This window comes from Micromonospora citrea (assembly GCF_049629545.1).
GTDB classification, from domain to species: Bacteria; Actinomycetota; Actinomycetes; order Mycobacteriales; family Micromonosporaceae; genus Micromonospora; species Micromonospora citrea_A.
The window spans coordinates 21355-37100 of record NZ_JBNADX010000014.1; the positions used below are offsets into that span (position 1 = coordinate 21355).

The 15746-nt window shown below is 73.9% G+C and carries 13 protein-coding genes and 1 riboswitch; of the genes, 9 read left to right on the forward strand and 4 right to left on the reverse strand.

The genetic code is table 11. From position 1 onward, the window contains the following. The first annotated feature begins 46 nt into the window (after window positions 1-46). The 6 genes from ACPFP2_RS16545 (at window position 47) to ACPFP2_RS16570 (ending at window position 5611) form a co-directional block, all read left to right on the forward strand. On the forward strand, window positions 47-742 hold the full coding sequence (locus tag ACPFP2_RS16545; protein WP_424090062.1) for a MerR family transcriptional regulator: 696 nt from the start codon (window positions 47-49) through the stop codon (window positions 740-742). 182 nt (window positions 743-924) lie between these two features. After that, entirely contained in the window at window positions 925-1389 is a 465-nt protein-coding gene (locus tag ACPFP2_RS16550; RefSeq protein WP_088979125.1) for a bifunctional nuclease family protein, read from the forward strand. A 200-nt stretch (window positions 1390-1589) separates the two neighbouring features. After that, window positions 1590-2171 (forward strand): MerR family transcriptional regulator, encoded by a 582-nt coding sequence (locus ACPFP2_RS16555; protein WP_424090063.1) that lies wholly within the window; start codon window positions 1590-1592, stop codon window positions 2169-2171. A gap of 366 nt (window positions 2172-2537) precedes the next feature. Then, window positions 2538-3734: a nitric oxide synthase oxygenase gene (locus tag ACPFP2_RS16560; RefSeq protein ID WP_424090180.1), complete on the forward strand. Its 1197-nt coding sequence runs from the start codon at window positions 2538-2540 to the stop codon at window positions 3732-3734. Between the two features lie 3 nt (window positions 3735-3737). Further along, window positions 3738-4955 carry a globin domain-containing protein gene (locus ACPFP2_RS16565; protein ID WP_424090064.1) on the forward strand — a complete coding sequence of 406 codons (1218 nt, stop codon included), beginning with the start codon at window positions 3738-3740 and terminating at the stop codon, window positions 4953-4955. After that, the gene (locus tag ACPFP2_RS16570; RefSeq protein ID WP_424090065.1) at window positions 4952-5611 is read left to right on the forward strand and encodes a hypothetical protein; all 660 of its coding nucleotides are present in this window, start codon (window positions 4952-4954) and stop codon (window positions 5609-5611) included. Before ACPFP2_RS16565 ends, ACPFP2_RS16570 begins: the two co-directional genes overlap by 4 nt. 61 nt (window positions 5612-5672) lie before the next feature. Here ACPFP2_RS16570 and ACPFP2_RS16575 read toward each other — a convergent pair whose 3' ends face one another. Then, complete coding sequence (locus ACPFP2_RS16575; protein WP_424090066.1) at window positions 5673-6344, reverse strand: SDR family oxidoreductase; 672 nt, start codon at window positions 6342-6344, stop codon at window positions 5673-5675. A 69-nt stretch (window positions 6345-6413) separates the two neighbouring features. Between ACPFP2_RS16575 and ACPFP2_RS16580 the strand changes: the two genes are divergently transcribed. Next, on the forward strand, window positions 6414-7310 hold the full coding sequence (locus ACPFP2_RS16580; protein ID WP_424090067.1) for an NAD-dependent protein deacetylase: 897 nt from the start codon (window positions 6414-6416) through the stop codon (window positions 7308-7310). A gap of 114 nt (window positions 7311-7424) precedes the next feature. Next, window positions 7425-7519: riboswitch (glycine riboswitch) on the forward strand. A gap of 75 nt (window positions 7520-7594) precedes the next feature. Continuing rightward, entirely contained in the window at window positions 7595-10417 is a 2823-nt protein-coding gene (gene gcvP, locus ACPFP2_RS16585; RefSeq protein WP_424090068.1) for an aminomethyl-transferring glycine dehydrogenase, read from the forward strand. Between the two features lie 129 nt (window positions 10418-10546). Here gcvP and ACPFP2_RS16590 read toward each other — a convergent pair whose 3' ends face one another. Then, the gene (locus ACPFP2_RS16590; RefSeq protein ID WP_088974232.1) at window positions 10547-10747 is read right to left on the reverse strand and encodes a DUF5999 family protein; all 201 of its coding nucleotides are present in this window, start codon (window positions 10745-10747) and stop codon (window positions 10547-10549) included. A gap of 123 nt (window positions 10748-10870) precedes the next feature. On the opposite strand from ACPFP2_RS16590, the gene ACPFP2_RS16595 reads away from it, so the two are divergent. Beyond that, window positions 10871-12070, forward strand: coding sequence for a chorismate-binding protein (locus tag ACPFP2_RS16595; protein WP_424090069.1), 1200 nt, complete (start codon window positions 10871-10873; stop codon window positions 12068-12070). 117 nt (window positions 12071-12187) lie between these two features. On the opposite strand, the gene ACPFP2_RS16600 is transcribed toward ACPFP2_RS16595, so the two are convergent. Together ACPFP2_RS16600 and ACPFP2_RS16605 are read right to left on the reverse strand one after the other, a co-directional pair. Then, on the reverse strand, window positions 12188-13009 hold the full coding sequence (locus ACPFP2_RS16600; protein ID WP_424090070.1) for an SWIM zinc finger family protein: 822 nt from the start codon (window positions 13007-13009) through the stop codon (window positions 12188-12190). Next, window positions 13006-15723 carry a DEAD/DEAH box helicase gene (locus ACPFP2_RS16605; protein WP_424090071.1) on the reverse strand — a complete coding sequence of 906 codons (2718 nt, stop codon included), beginning with the start codon at window positions 15721-15723 and terminating at the stop codon, window positions 13006-13008. Before ACPFP2_RS16605 ends, ACPFP2_RS16600 begins: the two co-directional genes overlap by 4 nt. Window positions 15724-15746: the final 23 nt, after the last annotated feature.

Sequence of the window (15746 nt, forward strand, 5' to 3'; positions counted from 1 at the left end):
GCCTGCGGCTTCCTCGCCGCCCGGGGCGGCCCGGTCGCATCCGCTGATGAGTATCGGCGAGGTGCTGGGGCAGTTGCGGGTGGAGTTCCCGGACGTCACGATCTCGAAGTTGCGGTTCCTGGAGGCCGAGGGGCTGGTGGAGCCGCAGCGGACGGCGGCGGGTTACCGGAAGTACAGCTGGGACGACGTGGCCCGGCTGCGGTTCGTGTTGACCGCGCAGCGGGATCAGTATTTGCCGTTGCGGGTGATTCGTGACCAGTTGGCCGAGTGGGACGCCGGTGAGGCGCCGGGTCGGCAGCGGCCGACGTTGGTGGCGGTGGGTCCGGGTGGCGAGGTGCCGGGCCGGGTGGTGGAGGAGCCCGAGTCGTCGCAGCTGCGGCTCGGGCGGGCCGACCTGGTGGCGCGTAGTGGCATCGACGAGTCGACGTTGGGCGAGTTGGAGCGCCTCGGTGTGCTGGTGTCGGACCCGCCGGGCTGGTACGACGCGGACGCGTTGATCATCGCGCGGGCGGTGGCGGGTCTGGCGGCGTACGGGTTGGAGCCGCGGCATCTGCGGGGGTACCGGTCGGCGGCGGATCGTGAGGTCGGTCTGTTCGCGCAGTTGGTGGCGCCGTTGGCGCGGCAGAGTGATCCGGCGGCGCGGGCGCGGGCGGCGGAGACGGCGCGGGAGTTGGTGGCGTTGTCGCAGCAGTTGCACGCGGCGTTGGTACGGGTGGGGTTGCGGTCGACGTTGGGCCGGTGAGCCGGTCGTGGTGGTGTGTGCGGAAAGATCTGCCCCGGGAAGCGTGTCGTAGGCTTGCCGGGGTAACCCTTTTCCGGCGCGGGGCGTGGGGCTGGTGCGCATGGGACGACCGTGTCGCGGTCCGTGTACCGTGCAGGGAAGGGCGCGGTGCGGGCTTGGATGACAACGACACGGAGGCGGCGGTGCGCGAGCTGAGCGTGGTCGGAGTTCGGGTGGAGCTGCCGAGCAACCAGCCGATCGTCCTGCTCAGGGAGGTCGAGGGCGACCGCTATCTGCCGATCTGGATCGGTGCGGTCGAGGCTACGGCGATCGCCTACGAGCAGCAGGGGGTCAAGCCGGCGCGGCCGTTGACGCATGATCTGTTGCGGGATGTGCTGGCGGCGTTGAAGGCGCCGTTACGGGCGGTGGAGATCACCGAGTTGAAGGAGAACGTCTTCTACGCGGATCTGCTGCTGGGTGACGGGGTGCGGGTGTCGGCCCGGCCGAGTGACTCCATCGCGTTGGCGTTGCGGGTGGGTGCTCCGATTCGTTGTGCGGAGCAGGTCCTCAGCGAGGCGGGGATCGTGATCCCGGACGAGCAGGAGGACGAGGTGGAGAAGTTCCGCGAGTTCCTGGACCAGGTGCGTCCGGAGGATTTCGCCGGCTGAGTGTGCCGTCGGTGAGTTTCCCGTCATGGCGGTCACGGTGTGTGACGCGTTGTGGTGTGGGTGGGTGCGTCGTGTCGCTGCGCGGCGTGTCGCGACCGTTCCTGCGTGGTAACCCCCGGGTGCGTCTGTAGGGTTGCCGTGTCGAGGGGTGCACGTCCCGGAAACGACGTGTCACCGCACTGACGGGGAGGTTGGTCGGGATGCACGAGCCGCGGGATCCTGAGCCGGTTGCGGAGCGGGGCGAGCCGGGTGTGGTGGCGACTGACGGTGACGGTTCGGTGGGTTACCGGGGTGTGACGGCCTGCCACGCGGTGGGGATCAGTTATCGGCAGTTGGACTACTGGGCGCGGACGTCGCTGGTGGTGCCGAGTGTGCGGGACGCGTCGGGGTCGGGCACGCAGCGGTTGTACTCGTTCCGCGACCTGGTGGTGTTGAAGGTCGTGAAGCGGTTGTTGGATGCGGGGGTGTCCCTGCAGAACATCCGTAAGGCGATCGAGGCGTTGCGGTCGCGTGGGGTGGGGGATCTGGCGGGGATCACGCTGATCTCCGACGGCACGACGGTGTACGAGTGCCGGTCGCCGGAGGAGGTGGTCGACCTGTTGCAGGGCGGCCAGGGTGTGTTCGGCATCGCGATCGGTGGGGCGTTCAAGGAGATCCAGGGTTCGTTGTCGCATCTGCCGGCGGAGCCGGCGACGCCGGGGGGCGGGGAGTCCGCCGAGCCGGCGTCGGAGGTGGTGGGCGACGAGTTGGCGGCGCGTCGGGCGCGTCGTCGGGCTGGCTGAGTTCTGTCGGGGCGCCGCGGCCGGGTTGCCGGTCGCGGCGTTTTCGCGTGTGCGGGTGGTCGTGGCGCGGGGCCGGGGGGTGTCCGATGTGCACACTCCCGGGTGGAGTCGTCTTGTTGACAGTCGTGGTCTTCCCAGGCACCCTGTCCAGGGTGATCACCAAGGGCACTAGATCGTCACTGTGAGTGATGGTCGGTGGGTTGGTGCCGAGCTGATGCGTGGGTGCGGCGTGCGGGTGGCGTCGGGGCCTGCCGGAGGACGGGAAGACAAGCCGAAGTGCACACTGACCACCATGTGGGCCTCCGCTGCGTAGGAGCGGGCAGCACTGTCGTCGATCGTTCGGAGTCGGGCTGCCCGGTGACCGGGGTGCCGGCGCAGCGGGAGCCGTCGCCGGGTGACGTCGCCGTCGTCGGGGACGTCGTCGGGGAGGCGGTGGAGTTCCTGGAGCTGTACCACCGGGAGCGGCGGCTGCCGGGGTTGGCGGAGCGGTTGGCGCAGGTGCGCGACGAGATCGCGGTGACCGGGTCGTACCGGCACACCCGTGACGAGCTGGGCTACGGGGCGAAGGTCGCGTGGCGGCAGTCGGTGCGCTGCGTGGGGCGGATCCGGTGGGCGGGGTTGAAGGTACGCGACCGGCGGCACGTGACGACGGTGGCGGGCATCGCGCAGGAGTTGGCGGCGCATCTGGCGGCCGGGGACAACGGTGGGCGGATCCAGTCGGTGGTGACGGTGTTCGCGCCGGACCGGCCGGGGGTGGGTCCGCGGGCGCGGATCTGGAACGACCAGTTGATCCGCTACTGCGGGCACCGGGGCGACGACGGGTCGGTGCTGGGTGATCCGGCGCAGGTGGCGATGACGGAGGCAGCGCGGCGGCTGGGTTGGCGTGCGCCGCCGGTGCCGGGGCGTTTCGACCTGCTGCCGTGGGTGATCGAGACGGCGCAGGAGGAGCCGACGGTGCTGGACGTGCCGCGGGAGTTGGTGCGTGAGGTGGCGTTGTCGCATCCGGACCATCCGTGGTTCGCGGATCTGATGTTGCGCTGGCACGCCCTGCCCGTGATCAGCAACATGCGCTTGCGGGTGGGTGGGGTGGACTACAGCTGCGCCCCGTTCAACGGCCACTACCTGGGTGACGAGATCGGCACCCGCAACATGGGCGACCGGGAGCGGTACGACCAGTTGCGGGTGGTGGCCGAGGCGCTGGGGTTGGACACCTCCCGAGAGGACAACCTGTGGCGTGAGCACGCGGTGCTGGTGATCAACCAGGCGGTGTTGCATTCGTTCAGGCTGGCCGGGGTGCGGGTGTCGGATCCGCACACCGAGTCGGAGCTGTTCATGAAGTTCTGCGCGCAGGAGGAGCGGGCGGGGCGGCCGGTGCACGGTGACTGGTCGTGGCTCAACGGCAGTGTGGGGTGGGCGGCGTTGCACGCGGTGCATCACCGCTACTACGACCCCGGGGTGCCGAACCCGAACATCTGGCCGACCCAGCGGGTCTACGACCCTGAGGGTGTGGTGAAGTCGACGTTGCGGGAGCGGCACGCGACGGCCCGGGCGCAGGAGGTCTGAGGCATGGACAACGCGGTGCTGCGGCAGAGTTGGACCCAGTTCTCGGCGGCGGGCCCGGAGGCGGCGAAGTACTTCTACGCGACGCTGTTCATGGTGGCGCCGGAGGCCCGGTCGATGTTCCCGACGAACATGCAGTACCAGGAGGACAAGCTCCTGGCGGCGTTGGGGCACATCATCACCAACTTGGACGACCCGGCCGCGTTGACGGCGTTCGCGCAGCGGCTGGGGGCCGACCATCGTCGTTTCCACGGCCAGGACCAGCGGGGCAATGTGGTGGTGTTGGGGGAGCGGCACTACATCTGGGTGGGGCAGGCGCTGCTGGCGACGCTGGAGCGGTTCCTGGGCCCGTACTGGACGCCGGCGTTGCAGGCGCAGTGGGCGGCGGCGTACGAGTCGGTGGCGAAGCTGATGCTCACCGGCGCGGCGGAGTCGGAGCGTACGTCGCCGCCGTACTGGGAGGCGGAGGTGCTGGGCGCGGAGCGGCGCCGCTCGGACATCGCCGTGTTCACGGTGCGGCCGAACTATCTGTGCAACTACCTGCCGGGGCAGTCGTTGCCGGTGCAGGTACCGCAGTTGCGCCTGTGGCGGTACCTGTCGCCGGCGAACGCGCCGCGCGCGGACGGCACGATCGAGTTCCATGTGCGGGCGACGGGTCGGTTCTCCACGCATGTGGTGCGCAAGCTGCGTACGGGGGACCGGCTGCTGCTGGGGCATCCGACGGGTGCGGCGTTGTCGTCGTACGACCGGGCGCCGCAGTTGCCGTTGCTGCTGATCGCGGGGGGCACCGGCCTGGCGCCGCTGCGGGCGGTGGTGGAGGCGGTGCAGCAGGGCTCGGGGCGGCGGACCACCCTGGTGGTGGGTGGGCGTACCCCCGACGAGTTGTACGACGACAAGGCGTTGGCCCAGTTGTCGGCGATGCCGACGTCGGGTGGTGGCACGGCGTGGTTACGGTATGTGCCGACGGTGGAGGTGGGTTGGGGTTGGTCGGGGGCGGTGGGCACGGCGGTGGAGACGGCGGTGCGTCTGGGCCCGTGGGAGGAGACTGAGGTCCTGGTCTGCGGGAGTTCGGAGATGACCCGGGAGACGGTCACGATTCTGACGCGCGCGGGTGTGCGGCCGGAGCGGATCCTGACCGAGCGTTACGATCACTCCTTCTATCCGCCCCTTGCGGAGGCCGGCGCCACTGCCCCGCGCGACTTCAGCTGGACTGGTGTCCGATGAGCATCGACCACTCCGACCGTATCGTGGTGCCGGGCCTGGCGGAGCAGGGTGAGCTGGGCCGTCAGCTGTCCATGTTGGAGGCGCGGCGGTTCCGGGGCAGTCACTGGCTGTCCGCCGACGAGGTGGCCGATCTGGTGCGCGCCGGCGACGACCGGATCGCGGTGCTGGTCAACGAGTTGGACCGGCACCGGCGGGAGAACCAGGGTCTGCTGAGTCAGGTGGAGATGCTGCGGCACGGCACGTTGCCGTCGACGGCGCCGCGGGGGCCGGATCCGATGGCGGTGGAGCTGGCGATGCGGGCGCAGGACGAGGCGAACCGCACGATCGGTGAGGCGAGCGCGGAGGGCGCGGAGATCCTGGCCGACGCGCGGCGGCAGGCCGACGAGATCCTCGCCGAGGCGCACCGCCGGGCCGGTGCGTTGAGCGCCGCGGCGCCGGGCGCCCCGGCCGGCGCGGCGGGTCCGTCGCCGGAGGTGCAGCGCCGGTTGCAGGAGTTGGAGGAGCGGCACGCGGCGGCGTTGGCGGCGGTGGCGGCGGCGCAGCAGCAGCTCAACCGGTGGCAGGCGTACCTGTCGGCGCAGTCGGAGCAGTTGCGCGCCGACGCGCAGGCGGCTGCGGGGGCCAGCGCCCAGTTGCGGGCCGTGCTCGGCGCCTGACCCGGCACCGCCGGCGGGTGCCCGTTGCCGGCACCGCCGGCGGTGCCGGGAGGCCGTGGGGTCAGGTTGTGGGGTCGGTGGTCTCGACGGCGGCGACCGCGTCGGCGATCGGCAGGTCCCCGCCGACGAGTTCGAGGGTCGCCCCGATGGTGCCCGGGTGGTGCAGCAGCGCCACGAGGACCCGGGCGACGTCGGTGCGGGTGACCGCGCCGCGCGGGGCACGCCGGTCGAGGCGGATCCGGCCGGTGGGCGGGTCGTCGGTGAGCATGCCGGGGCGCAGCACCGTCCAGTCCAGGTCCCGGCCGGTCAGGTCGTCCTCGGCGGCCCGTTTGGCCTGCAGGTACGCCGCCCACACCTCGTCGGTGCCGGGCGCGGGTGGGTCCTCCACGCCCATGGAGGAGACGAGCAGGTAGCGGCGTACACCGGCGGCCTGGGCGGCGTCGGCGAGCAGCACGGCGGCGGCCCGGTCGACGGTGTCCTTGCGGGTGGCGCCGCTGCCGGGGCCGGCGCCGGCGGCGAAGACGACCGCGTCGGCCCCGGTGAGGTGGGCGGCGACCTCGTCGACGGGGGCGGTTTCCAGGTCGCAGACGACCGGCTGGGCGCCGAGGGCGCGCAGCGGGGCCGTGTGGTCGGGGTTGCGGATCAGGCCGACGGCGGTGTCGCCGCGTCCGGCGAGCTCCCGTTCGAGCAGTTGGGCGATCTTGCCGTGCCCTCCGGCGATGACGACGCGCATACCGGCCAACCTAGTCGTCCGGGCGGCGCGACGACGCTCACTTCGCCCGCGGCCGTGCGCTGAGGCAGCATGGGTGGGGTGACCGAGACGTTCGACGAGCTTGTCGCCCTGGTGGCCGCCGGTGGTGTGGTGGTGCTGAGCGGGGCGGGGCTGTCCACCGAGTCGGGCATCCCGGACTATCGGGGGCCCAGTGGCGCGGCGCGGCGGCACACCCCGATGACCTATCAGACGTTCACCGGGGATCCGGTGGCGCGGCGGCGGTACTGGGCGCGCAGCCACCTGGGGTGGCGCACGATCGCGCGGGCGGCGCCGAACGACGGACACCGGGCGGTGGCCGGGTTGCAGGCCGCCGGTCTCATCGACGGGATCGTCACGCAGAACGTCGACGGGTTGCACACCGCCGCGGGGGCCGCCGGGGTGGTGGAGTTGCACGGCCGCCTGGACGAGGTGGTGTGCCTGGACTGCGGCAACCGGACCTCCCGGGAGGAGTTGGACCGGCGGCTGCGCGAGGCCAACCCGGACTTCGACGCCGCCGCCGGGGTGCTGAACCCGGACGGGGACGTGGAGCTCGACGACGCGCAGGTGGCCGGCTTCCGGACCGTGGACTGCACGTTCTGCGGCACGGGTGTGTTGAAACCGGACGTGGTGTTCTTCGGTGAGACGGTCCCGGCGGATCGGGTGTCGCGCTGCTTCGCGATGGTGGGCGCGGCGCGGGCGCTGCTGGTGCTGGGGTCGTCGTTGACGGTGATGTCGGGGCGGCGGTTCGTGCTGCGGGCGGCGAAGCTGGGCATCCCGGTGGTGATCGCCAACCAGGGTCCGACCCGCGGCGACGGGTACGCGACGCTGCGGGTGGACGCGCCGCTGGGGCGGCTGCTGCCCGCGTTGGCCGACACCGTGGGGGTGTCGTGGCGTGGGGACGGCGGCGTCGGGGCGGTGCCGGCCGGGGTCGCGCCGGCGGCGCTGTAGGGCGGGTGTGGCCGGTTCGTGCCCGTCTGTCGCCTGTGCGCCCCCCGGTTGACCGGGTGCCGGGGGTACGACATCTGCCGGAAACAGCGGCGCTGGTAGCGTTGACCATGCCGTAGCACCCACGCGGGAGAGACCGCCCCTTTGCGGGCGGCGCCGAAGGGGCAGATCCCTCCCCGGAACCTCTCAGGCAAAAGGACCACGTGGGCAGGCACTGTGGAGCGCCTTCGTGTGCGACTCAGGGGGAGGCCGACCCGTCGACCTCGCCCTCACTAGGAGCGCAGCGCATGACCGCAGAGCAGTTCGCCGACCGGCACATCGGTCCCGACCGGGCCGATGAGCGCCGGATGCTGCAGGCCGTCGGCTACGACTCGATCGACGAGCTGATGGACGCGGCCATCCCTGAGGTGATCCGCTGGCACGGCACCCTGGACCTGCCGGAGCCGGCCGGTGAGCGGGAGGCCCTCGCCGAGTTGCGCGCCCTGGCCGCCGCCAACACCGTCGCCGTGTCGATGATCGGGCTGGGTTACCACGGTACGCACACCCCGGCGGTGATCCGCCGCAACGTGCTGGAGAACCCGGCCTGGTACACGGCGTACACGCCGTACCAGCCGGAGATCAGCCAGGGCCGGCTGGAGGCGCTGCTGAACTTCCAGACGATGGTGACCGACCTGACCGGGCTGGCCACCGCGAACGCGTCGATGCTCGATGAGGGCACCGCCGCGGCGGAGGCGATGACCCTGGCGCGGCGGGCGTCGCGCAGCAAGAGCCCGGTGTACGTGGTCGACGCCGACACCCTGCCGCAGACGATCGCGGTGATCGGCAGCCGGGCGGAGCCGCTGGGCATCGAGGTGCGGGTGCTGGACCTGGACGTCGAGGAGCTGCCGGCGGAGTTCTTCGGCCTGCACCTGCAGTACCCGGGGGCGTCCGGGGCGGTGCGCGAGCACCGTGGCCTGGTCGAGGCGGCGCACGCGGTGGGGGCGCTGGTGACCGTGGCGGCGGATCTGCTGGCGTTGACGCTGCTGCGCCCGCCGGGAGAGATCGGCGTCGACATCGCCGCCGGCACCACCCAGCGCTTCGGGGTGCCGATGGGCTTCGGCGGGCCGCACGCCGGTTACCTGGCGGTGCGTGCCGGGCTGGAGCGGATGCTGCCGGGCCGGCTGGTGGGGGTGTCGCGTGACGCCGACGGCAACGCGGCGTACCGGCTGGCGTTGCAGACCCGCGAGCAGCACATCCGGCGGGAGAAGGCGACCAGCAACATCTGCACCGCGCAGGTGCTGCTGGCGGTGATGGCCGGCATGTACGCCGTGTACCACGGCCCGGACGGGTTGCGGGCGATCGCGCAGCGTACCGGTGGCATGGCGGCGCGGCTCGCGGCCGGGCTGCGCGCCGGTGGGGTGCAGGTCGCGGACGTGGCGTTCTTCGACACCGTCACCGCGATCGTGCCTGCTCGGGCGGCCGAGGTGGTCGCGGCGGCGGCCGAACGCCACGTGAACCTGCGGCTGGTGGACGCCGACCGGGTCGGGATCTCCTGCGACGAGACGACCACCGTCGCGCACCTTCAGGCGGTGTGGGCGGCGTTCGGGGTGCCGGTGTTCGACGGTGACGGCGACGTGACGCTGCCGGCGGCGCTGCGCCGTGAGTCGGACTTCCTCACCCACCCGGTGTTCCGCACTCACCACTCGGAGACGGCGATGCTGCGCTACCTGCGCCGGCTGGCCGACTTCGACTACGCGTTGGACCGGGGCATGATCCCGCTGGGGTCGTGCACGATGAAGCTCAACGCCACCACCGAGATGGAGCCGGTGACCTGGCCTGAGTTCGCGCACATCCACCCGTTCGCGCCGCCGGAGCAGACCGTCGGGTACCGGGCGATGATCGCGCAGTTGGAGGCGTGGCTGGCGGAGGTGACCGGGTACGACGCGGTCAGCGTGCAGCCCAACGCCGGCTCGCAGGGGGAGTTGGCGGGGCTGCTGGCCATCCGGGCGTACCACCGGGACCGGGGGGAGGGCCACCGGGACGTGTGCCTGATCCCGTCGTCGGCGCACGGCACCAACGCCGCGTCGGCGGTGATGGCCGGCATGCGGGTGGTGGTGGTCGGTTGCGACGCCGACGGCAACGTCGATCTCGTCGACCTGGACGCGAAGATCGACAAGCATCGGGGCGCCCTCGCGGCGATCATGGTGACGTACCCGTCGACGCACGGCGTGTACGAGACGGGCATCGCGTCGCTGTGCGCGAAGGTCCACGACGCCGGTGGGCAGGTGTACGTCGACGGGGCGAACCTCAACGCGCTGGTCGGGTTCGCCAAGCCCGGCAAGTTCGGGGCGGACGTGTCGCACCTGAACCTGCACAAGACGTTCTGCATTCCGCACGGCGGTGGCGGGCCCGGGGTGGGTCCGGTGGCGGTGCGGGCGCACCTGGCGCCGTTCCTGCCCGGCGATCCGCTGGGTGCGCACACCGAGGGCCGCCCGGCGATCTCGGCGGCGCGGTACGGGTCGGCGGGGATCCTGCCGATCCCGTGGGCGTACCTGCGGATGATGGGCGCGCAGGGGCTCACCCGGGCGACCGGGGTGGCGGTGCTGGCGGCGAACTACGTGGCGGCGCGACTGCGCGAGCACTTCCCGGTGCTGTACGCCGGCAACAAGGGCCTGGTGGCGCACGAGTGCATCCTGGACCTGCGGCCGTTGACGAAGGCGACCGGGGTGAGCGTGGACGACGTGGCCAAGCGGCTGATCGACTACGGTTTCCACGCGCCGACGATGTCGTTCCCGGTGGCGGGGACGTTGATGGTGGAGCCGACCGAGAGCGAGGACCTGGCCGAGTTGGACCGGTTCTGCGACGCGATGATCGCCATCCGGGCGGAGATCGACAAGGTCGGCTCGGGTGAGTGGCCCGCCGGGGACAATCCTCTGGCCAATGCCCCGCACACCGCGGCGATGGTGTCGGCCGACGAGTGGCCGCACCCGTATCCGCGGTCGGTGGGGGCGTATCCGGCCGGGGTGCGGCGGGCGGGCCGGTACTGGCCGCCGGTGCGGCGGATCGACGGGGCGTACGGCGACCGGAACCTGGTCTGCTCGTGCCCGGCGCCGGAGGCGTTCGAGGACTGACCTGTGCGCTGCGCCGGGGCGGACGTCGTGCCGCCCCGGCCGGCTTGGGTCGACCTGGGGAGGGCGGTCCCTGACCGGGGGACTAGCCTGAGCCGAGGTGACCTGCTCCTGTGACGGAGAGTGGTCGCCTCAGGCTACGAGTGCGTGGCGGGCGGGGCCGCGGTGCGGGGCGATGGTGCTGCCGTCGGGGAGTAGTTCGCCGGTGTCCTCGAAGACGATGACACCGTTGCAGAGCAGGCTCCAGCCCTGCTCAGGGAAGCAGGCGATGACCCGGGCGGCTTCCCGGTCGGTCGCTTCGGCGGAGGGGCAGGTGGGTTGGTGCTGACACATCGGGTTCTCCGGACTGTGGGGGCACTGTGTCATGGTTCACATGACCAGTGACGCACAGTACCAAGCGCAAGCGCGCTGTATCGAGCAGCCATCCGTCTTGTTCACCCGAAATCGGCTGAACGGATGAGCCAACTCCGCCCTTACGGCGTGGAAGCGCTCCCACGACCGCCGGTCGATGTACCCGGCGTACCGGTTGCGTGCCGCAACGTGCTGGTCGAGCGGGACCGGTGCGAGTGGACGGTCACCGACGGTGGCGACCCGGCGGAACTGATCGAGACGTTCCTCGCCGGACACGGGATCGACCTGAGTGATGTGGCCCGACCCGCCCGCCACGACCCGTACGGCGCGTGCGGCGCCGCCGTGTTCGTCTCCGCCGCCGCCGGGGCGGTCATGGCCGGCGGCGCGCCCGGCGCGCCCACCCCGGTGCCGGCGCTGCCCGACGTGGCCGTGGTCGTCTACGGACACGACCCGCATGCCGCCGCGGCCGCCCGCACCCCGACCGTGCCGTCACGCTGGCGCCTCGGCGACTGGCGGGAGAGCTGGACCCCCCGCCGGCACGCCGACGCCGTGCAGGCGGTCCGCGCCGCCATCGGGCGCGGCGACGTCTACCAGGTCAACGTCGTCGGGCACGCCGCCGCCGACTACCGCGGCGACCCCGGCCCGGTGCTGTCCCGCCTCGCCGCGCTGCCCGGCGCCCGCTACGGCGGCACCCTGCGCGGCGACGGCTGGGCGGTCGGCTGCGCCTCCCCGGAGACCCTGATCGAACTGCGCGCCGCGCGGCTGCTCACCCGGCCGATCAAGGGCACCCGCCCGGCCACCGCCGCCGGCCGTCGCGACCTGCTCGCCTCGGCCAAGGAACGCGCCGAACACATCATGATCGTCGACCTGGAACGCAACGACCTGGCCCGGGTGGCCCGCACCGGGTCGGTGCGCGTCGACGAGCTGTTCGCCGTGCGCCGCTGGTGCGACCTGTGGCAGGCCGAGTCGACCGTGTCGGCGCAGCCGGCCGACGGGCTGGGCCTGGCCGACCTGCTACGCGCGCTCTGCCCCGGCGGGTCGGTCACCGGCGCGCCGAAACTGGCCGCCCTGGACCACATCGGGGCCCTGGAGCCGGTGGGGCGGGGCGCCAGCATGGGCGCCCTGGGCTGGGTCGCGCCCGGGCACGTCGATTTGGGGCTGACCATCCGCACCGCCGCCGCCGACGCCGACCGGTTGCACGTGTGGGCGGGTGGGGGCATCACCATCGACAGCGATCCGGCGGCCGAGGTGGCCGAGGCGGCGGCCAAGGCCGCCCCGGTGCGGGCCCTGCTCGCCGCCGGCTGACCCGCCGGCCGCACCGGCCCGAGGCCCGCTCGATCCGGTGCGGGCCTGCTCACCGCCGGCTGGCCTCGCCCGCCGCACCTGCCCAGGGCCCGGCCGACCGGCGGGTTGCGGTTCGGCTCAGCCCGCAGACGGCGGGTCGGCCAGCAGCGCGGCAGCCCGCTCGGCGGCCAGCCGGATCCGCTCACGCAGCACCGCCACGTCCACCTCCGGCCCGGGCGGCAGCGGCGGCAGTGTGACCGGCGCCGTCGCGTCCGGCGGGCGGGGCAACGGCCCGGGCGTCGTGGCGTAGGCCGAACCGGCCGGGGTGCCGTCGCCGGCCACCGCGGCCCGTGCCCGCGCCGGTGTGCCGTCCGGCGTCGACCCGGTCGTGGCGGAGATCGTGTCCGGGATCGTCGGCGCGGTGCCCGGCGGGGCCAGCAGGGCCCGGGGGTCACGGCCGCGGATCAGCAGCAGCAACAGCGGCTCGGCGTCCAGCAGCCACGCCACCTGATGGCCCACCGCCGCCGCGTGCCGACACGGATGGTCCCAGTCGGGGCAGTCGCACTCGGGCAGCAGCTGCCCCGGCTCCGGCGACAGCCGCACCCCGGCGGTCTCGACCAGGTCGGCGGGCAGCCGTCCGGCCAGCAGTGCGGCCAGGTGCCCGGAACGGGCGGCGAGCGCGGCGGCCAGCCGCTCCCAGTCGGCCTGCGGCAGCGCATCGACGCGCAGCACGCTGTGGTGCGGCTGCTCCGGGTCGCCGTCGTGCACCGTGGCGGCGATCCGGCCGGGGCTGATCGTGATCGGCCCGACGTGTCCGCGTACGGCGTGCCGGCGGCCCCGCCGCAGCGGCTGCGGGTCCAGCGCGGACGCGGTCAGCGCCGTCAGCCAGCCGGCCGCCCACCGGGAGCGGGTGCGCCGCCCCGACCCGGGCGGGAACGCCGGGAAGCCCCGGGCGTTCACGCCGGACCGCGCAGGGTGACCAGGTCGGCCAGGGCGGCGTCGTCGAGGTCGGCCAGCCCGCCCGCCCCGGCGTCGAGGACCGCCCCGGCGAGTTCCCGCTTGCCGGCCAGCAGGGCGGCGATGCGGTCCTCGACCGTGCCCTCGGTGATGAACCGGTGCACCTGCACCGGCCTGGTCTGCCCTATCCGGTACGCCCGGTCGGTGGCCTGGTCCTCCACGGCCGGGTTCCACCACCGGTCGAAGTGCACGATGTGGTCGGCGCGGGTCAGGTTCAGCCCGGTGCCGGCGGCGCGCAGCGACAGCAGGAACACCGGCGCGTGTCCGTCGCCGAACCGGCGCACCAGTTCGTCGCGCCGCGCCGGCGGCAGTCCGCCGTGCAGCAGCAGCGACTCGACGCCCCGCTCGCGCAGGTGCCGGTGCAGCAGCCGGGCCATCGCCACGTACTGGGTGAAGACCAGCACCGCCGAACCTGCGGGCAGGATCGCCCCGAGCAGGTCGTCGAGCAGGTCCAGCTTGCCGGAGCGGCCGGCCAGCCGCGGCGCGCTCTCGCGCAGGTACTGCGCCGGATGGTTGCAGATCTGCTTGAGGGCGGTGAGCAGCTTGACCACCAGGGCGCGGCGCAGGGGCCCGTCGGTGCCGGCGATCGTGTCCATCAGCTCGGTGACGACGCCCTGGTAGAGGGCGGCCTGTTCGGCGGTCAACGCGACGGGCTGGTCGGTTTCGGTCTTGGCGGGCAGTTCCGGGGCGATGCCCGGGTCGCTCTTGCGCCGGCGCAGCAGGAACGGCCGCACCAGGCGGGCCAGCTCGGCGCGGCGGCGCGGGTCGGCGCCGGCCGGGCCGACCCACCGGGCGCGGAACTCGGGCAGGGCGCCGAGCAGGCCGGGGGTGCTCCAGTCGAGCACCGCCCACAGGTCGGTGAGGCTGTTCTCCACCGGGGTGCCGGTCAACGCGACCCGCGCGGCGGCGGGCACGGCGCGCAACGCCCGGGCCGCGGCGACGGCCGGGTTCTTGACGTGCTGGGCCTCGTCGGCGACCAGCAGCGGCCAGCGCCGCCCGGCGAGCACGTCGACGTCGCGGCACAGGGTGGCGTAGGTGGTGAGGACGAACCCGTCGGTGACACCGTCGAGGCTGCGGCCGGGGCCGTGGTGGCGGCGTACCGGGACACCGGGGGCGAACCGGCCGATCTCGCGTTCCCAGTTGCCGAGCAAGGAGGCGGGGCACACCACCAGGGTCGGCCCGGCGGTGCCCGGGTCGGCCTGCCGGTGCAGGTGCAGGGCGATCAGCGTGACCGTCTTGCCCAGCCCCATGTCGTCGGCGAGGCAGCCGCCCAGGCCGGACGCGGTCAGCCCGGCCAGCCAGCGCAGCGCGTGGCGCTGGTAGTCGCGCAGGGTGGCGGCCAGGCCGGCGGGCACGTCCACCTCGGCCGGGGTGGTGAGCCGGTCGCGTACCTGCCGGGCCCAGCCCTCGACGGCGAGCGGCACGTCGGCGCCGTCGACGGTGAGCGAGCCGGTCAGCGCGGCCCGCAGCGCCGCCACCGGCGTCAGCGGCGTGGGTGCGGGCCGGCGGGCCCGGGCGGCCAGGTCCGGGTCGACGAGCACCCAGTGCTCCCGCAGCCGCACCACCGGCCGGTGGGCCTCGGTGAGGGCGCGCAGCTCGGCCGGGGTCAGCGCCGTGCCGTGCAGCGCCACCCGCCAGTCCAGGGCCAGTTCGCCCAGGTCGCCGAGCAGCCCGGTGACGCCGGCGGGTGGGCGCAGCCGGGCGGTGGCGGTCAGGTCGCGGGTGAGCCCGGCCGGCCAGTGCACGTCGATGCCGGCGGCGGCCAGCCGCCGGCCGCCGGCGCCGAGCAGGTCGGCGAGGTCGTCGTCGCGCAGCGTCAGCACGTCGGGCACCGGCTGCGCGAGCAGCTCGGCCAACGGCGGCCAGCAGGCGGCGGCGTCGCGCAACGCCAGCAGCGTGGTGTCGCGGGTGGCGGCCGGGAAGCCGGGCACCGGGCCGGACCACAGCGCGGCGGCGTCGGTGAGCAGGCCCGCGGCGGCGCGGCGGCGCAGCTGCAGCACCGCCCGCCACGGCCCGTCCGGCGCGCCGAGAGGTTCCAGCCGCAGGGACAGCCGTACGGCGGCCTCGGCGTGGGCGGCCACCCGGGCGGCCCAGTCGCGTAGCCGGGGCACGGGCGTCGCGCGGACGGCCGTCCACGGGCCGTCGCCGGTGCCGTCGCGGGGCAGCAGGTCGGCGACCGCGTCGAGGAAGTCGCGTAGCAGCCGGGCCGCGTCGGGCAGCCGGGCCGGCGATCGGCCGGGCAGGGGCCGGGCGCGGGCGGTGGGGGGCATCGCGGCGGCCAGGTCGCGCAGCCGGGCGGTGTCGGCGTCGTCGAGGGGGCCGACGCGCCAGATGTCGTGCCCGGCCGCGCTGACGTCGGGCAGCAGCAGGCCCCGGGCGGCCAGGCGCAGCGCCTCGCGGGCCGCCGCCGCCCAGAACGCCGCCGCCGGGTGCGCCGCGCCGGCCGGGGCCAGCAGCAGCGGTACACCGTGGGTCAGCGGCACCCGGCGTGCCGGCACGCGCGCCGGTGCGCCGTGCGGCGGCGTCGCGAGGCTCACCTGTGCGGGTGTGCCGGGCCCGGGCGGTGGCGGCCCGCCGTCGGGTGACCAGAGCAGCAGCGTCGCGTCGCGGGGCGGGTCGGCCGGGCTGAACGTGACCGCGTAACGGCCGATCGTCACGGGTGCTCCTGCGGGGTCGGTGC

What these genes read in the sequence shown, in the direction of transcription:
- ACPFP2_RS16545 (WP_424090062.1), top strand. Translation starts at nt 47, where the DNA reads ATGAGTATCGGCGAGGTGCTGGGGCAGTTGCGGGTGGAGTTCCCGGAC.
- ACPFP2_RS16555 (WP_424090063.1), top strand. Translation starts at nt 1,590, where the DNA reads ATGCACGAGCCGCGGGATCCTGAGCCGGTTGCGGAGCGGGGCGAGCCG.
- ACPFP2_RS16565 (WP_424090064.1), top strand. Translation starts at nt 3,738, where the DNA reads ATGGACAACGCGGTGCTGCGGCAGAGTTGGACCCAGTTCTCGGCGGCG.
- ACPFP2_RS16570 (WP_424090065.1), top strand. Translation starts at nt 4,952, where the DNA reads ATGAGCATCGACCACTCCGACCGTATCGTGGTGCCGGGCCTGGCGGAG.
- ACPFP2_RS16575 (WP_424090066.1), bottom strand. Translation starts at nt 6,344, where the DNA reads ATGCGCGTCGTCATCGCCGGAGGGCACGGCAAGATCGCCCAACTGCTC.
- ACPFP2_RS16580 (WP_424090067.1), top strand. Translation starts at nt 6,414, where the DNA reads ATGGGTGGGGTGACCGAGACGTTCGACGAGCTTGTCGCCCTGGTGGCC.
- gcvP (WP_424090068.1), top strand. Translation starts at nt 7,595, where the DNA reads ATGACCGCAGAGCAGTTCGCCGACCGGCACATCGGTCCCGACCGGGCC.
- ACPFP2_RS16590 (WP_088974232.1), bottom strand. Translation starts at nt 10,747, where the DNA reads ATGTGTCAGCACCAACCCACCTGCCCCTCCGCCGAAGCGACCGACCGG.
- ACPFP2_RS16595 (WP_424090069.1), top strand. Translation starts at nt 10,871, where the DNA reads ATGAGCCAACTCCGCCCTTACGGCGTGGAAGCGCTCCCACGACCGCCG.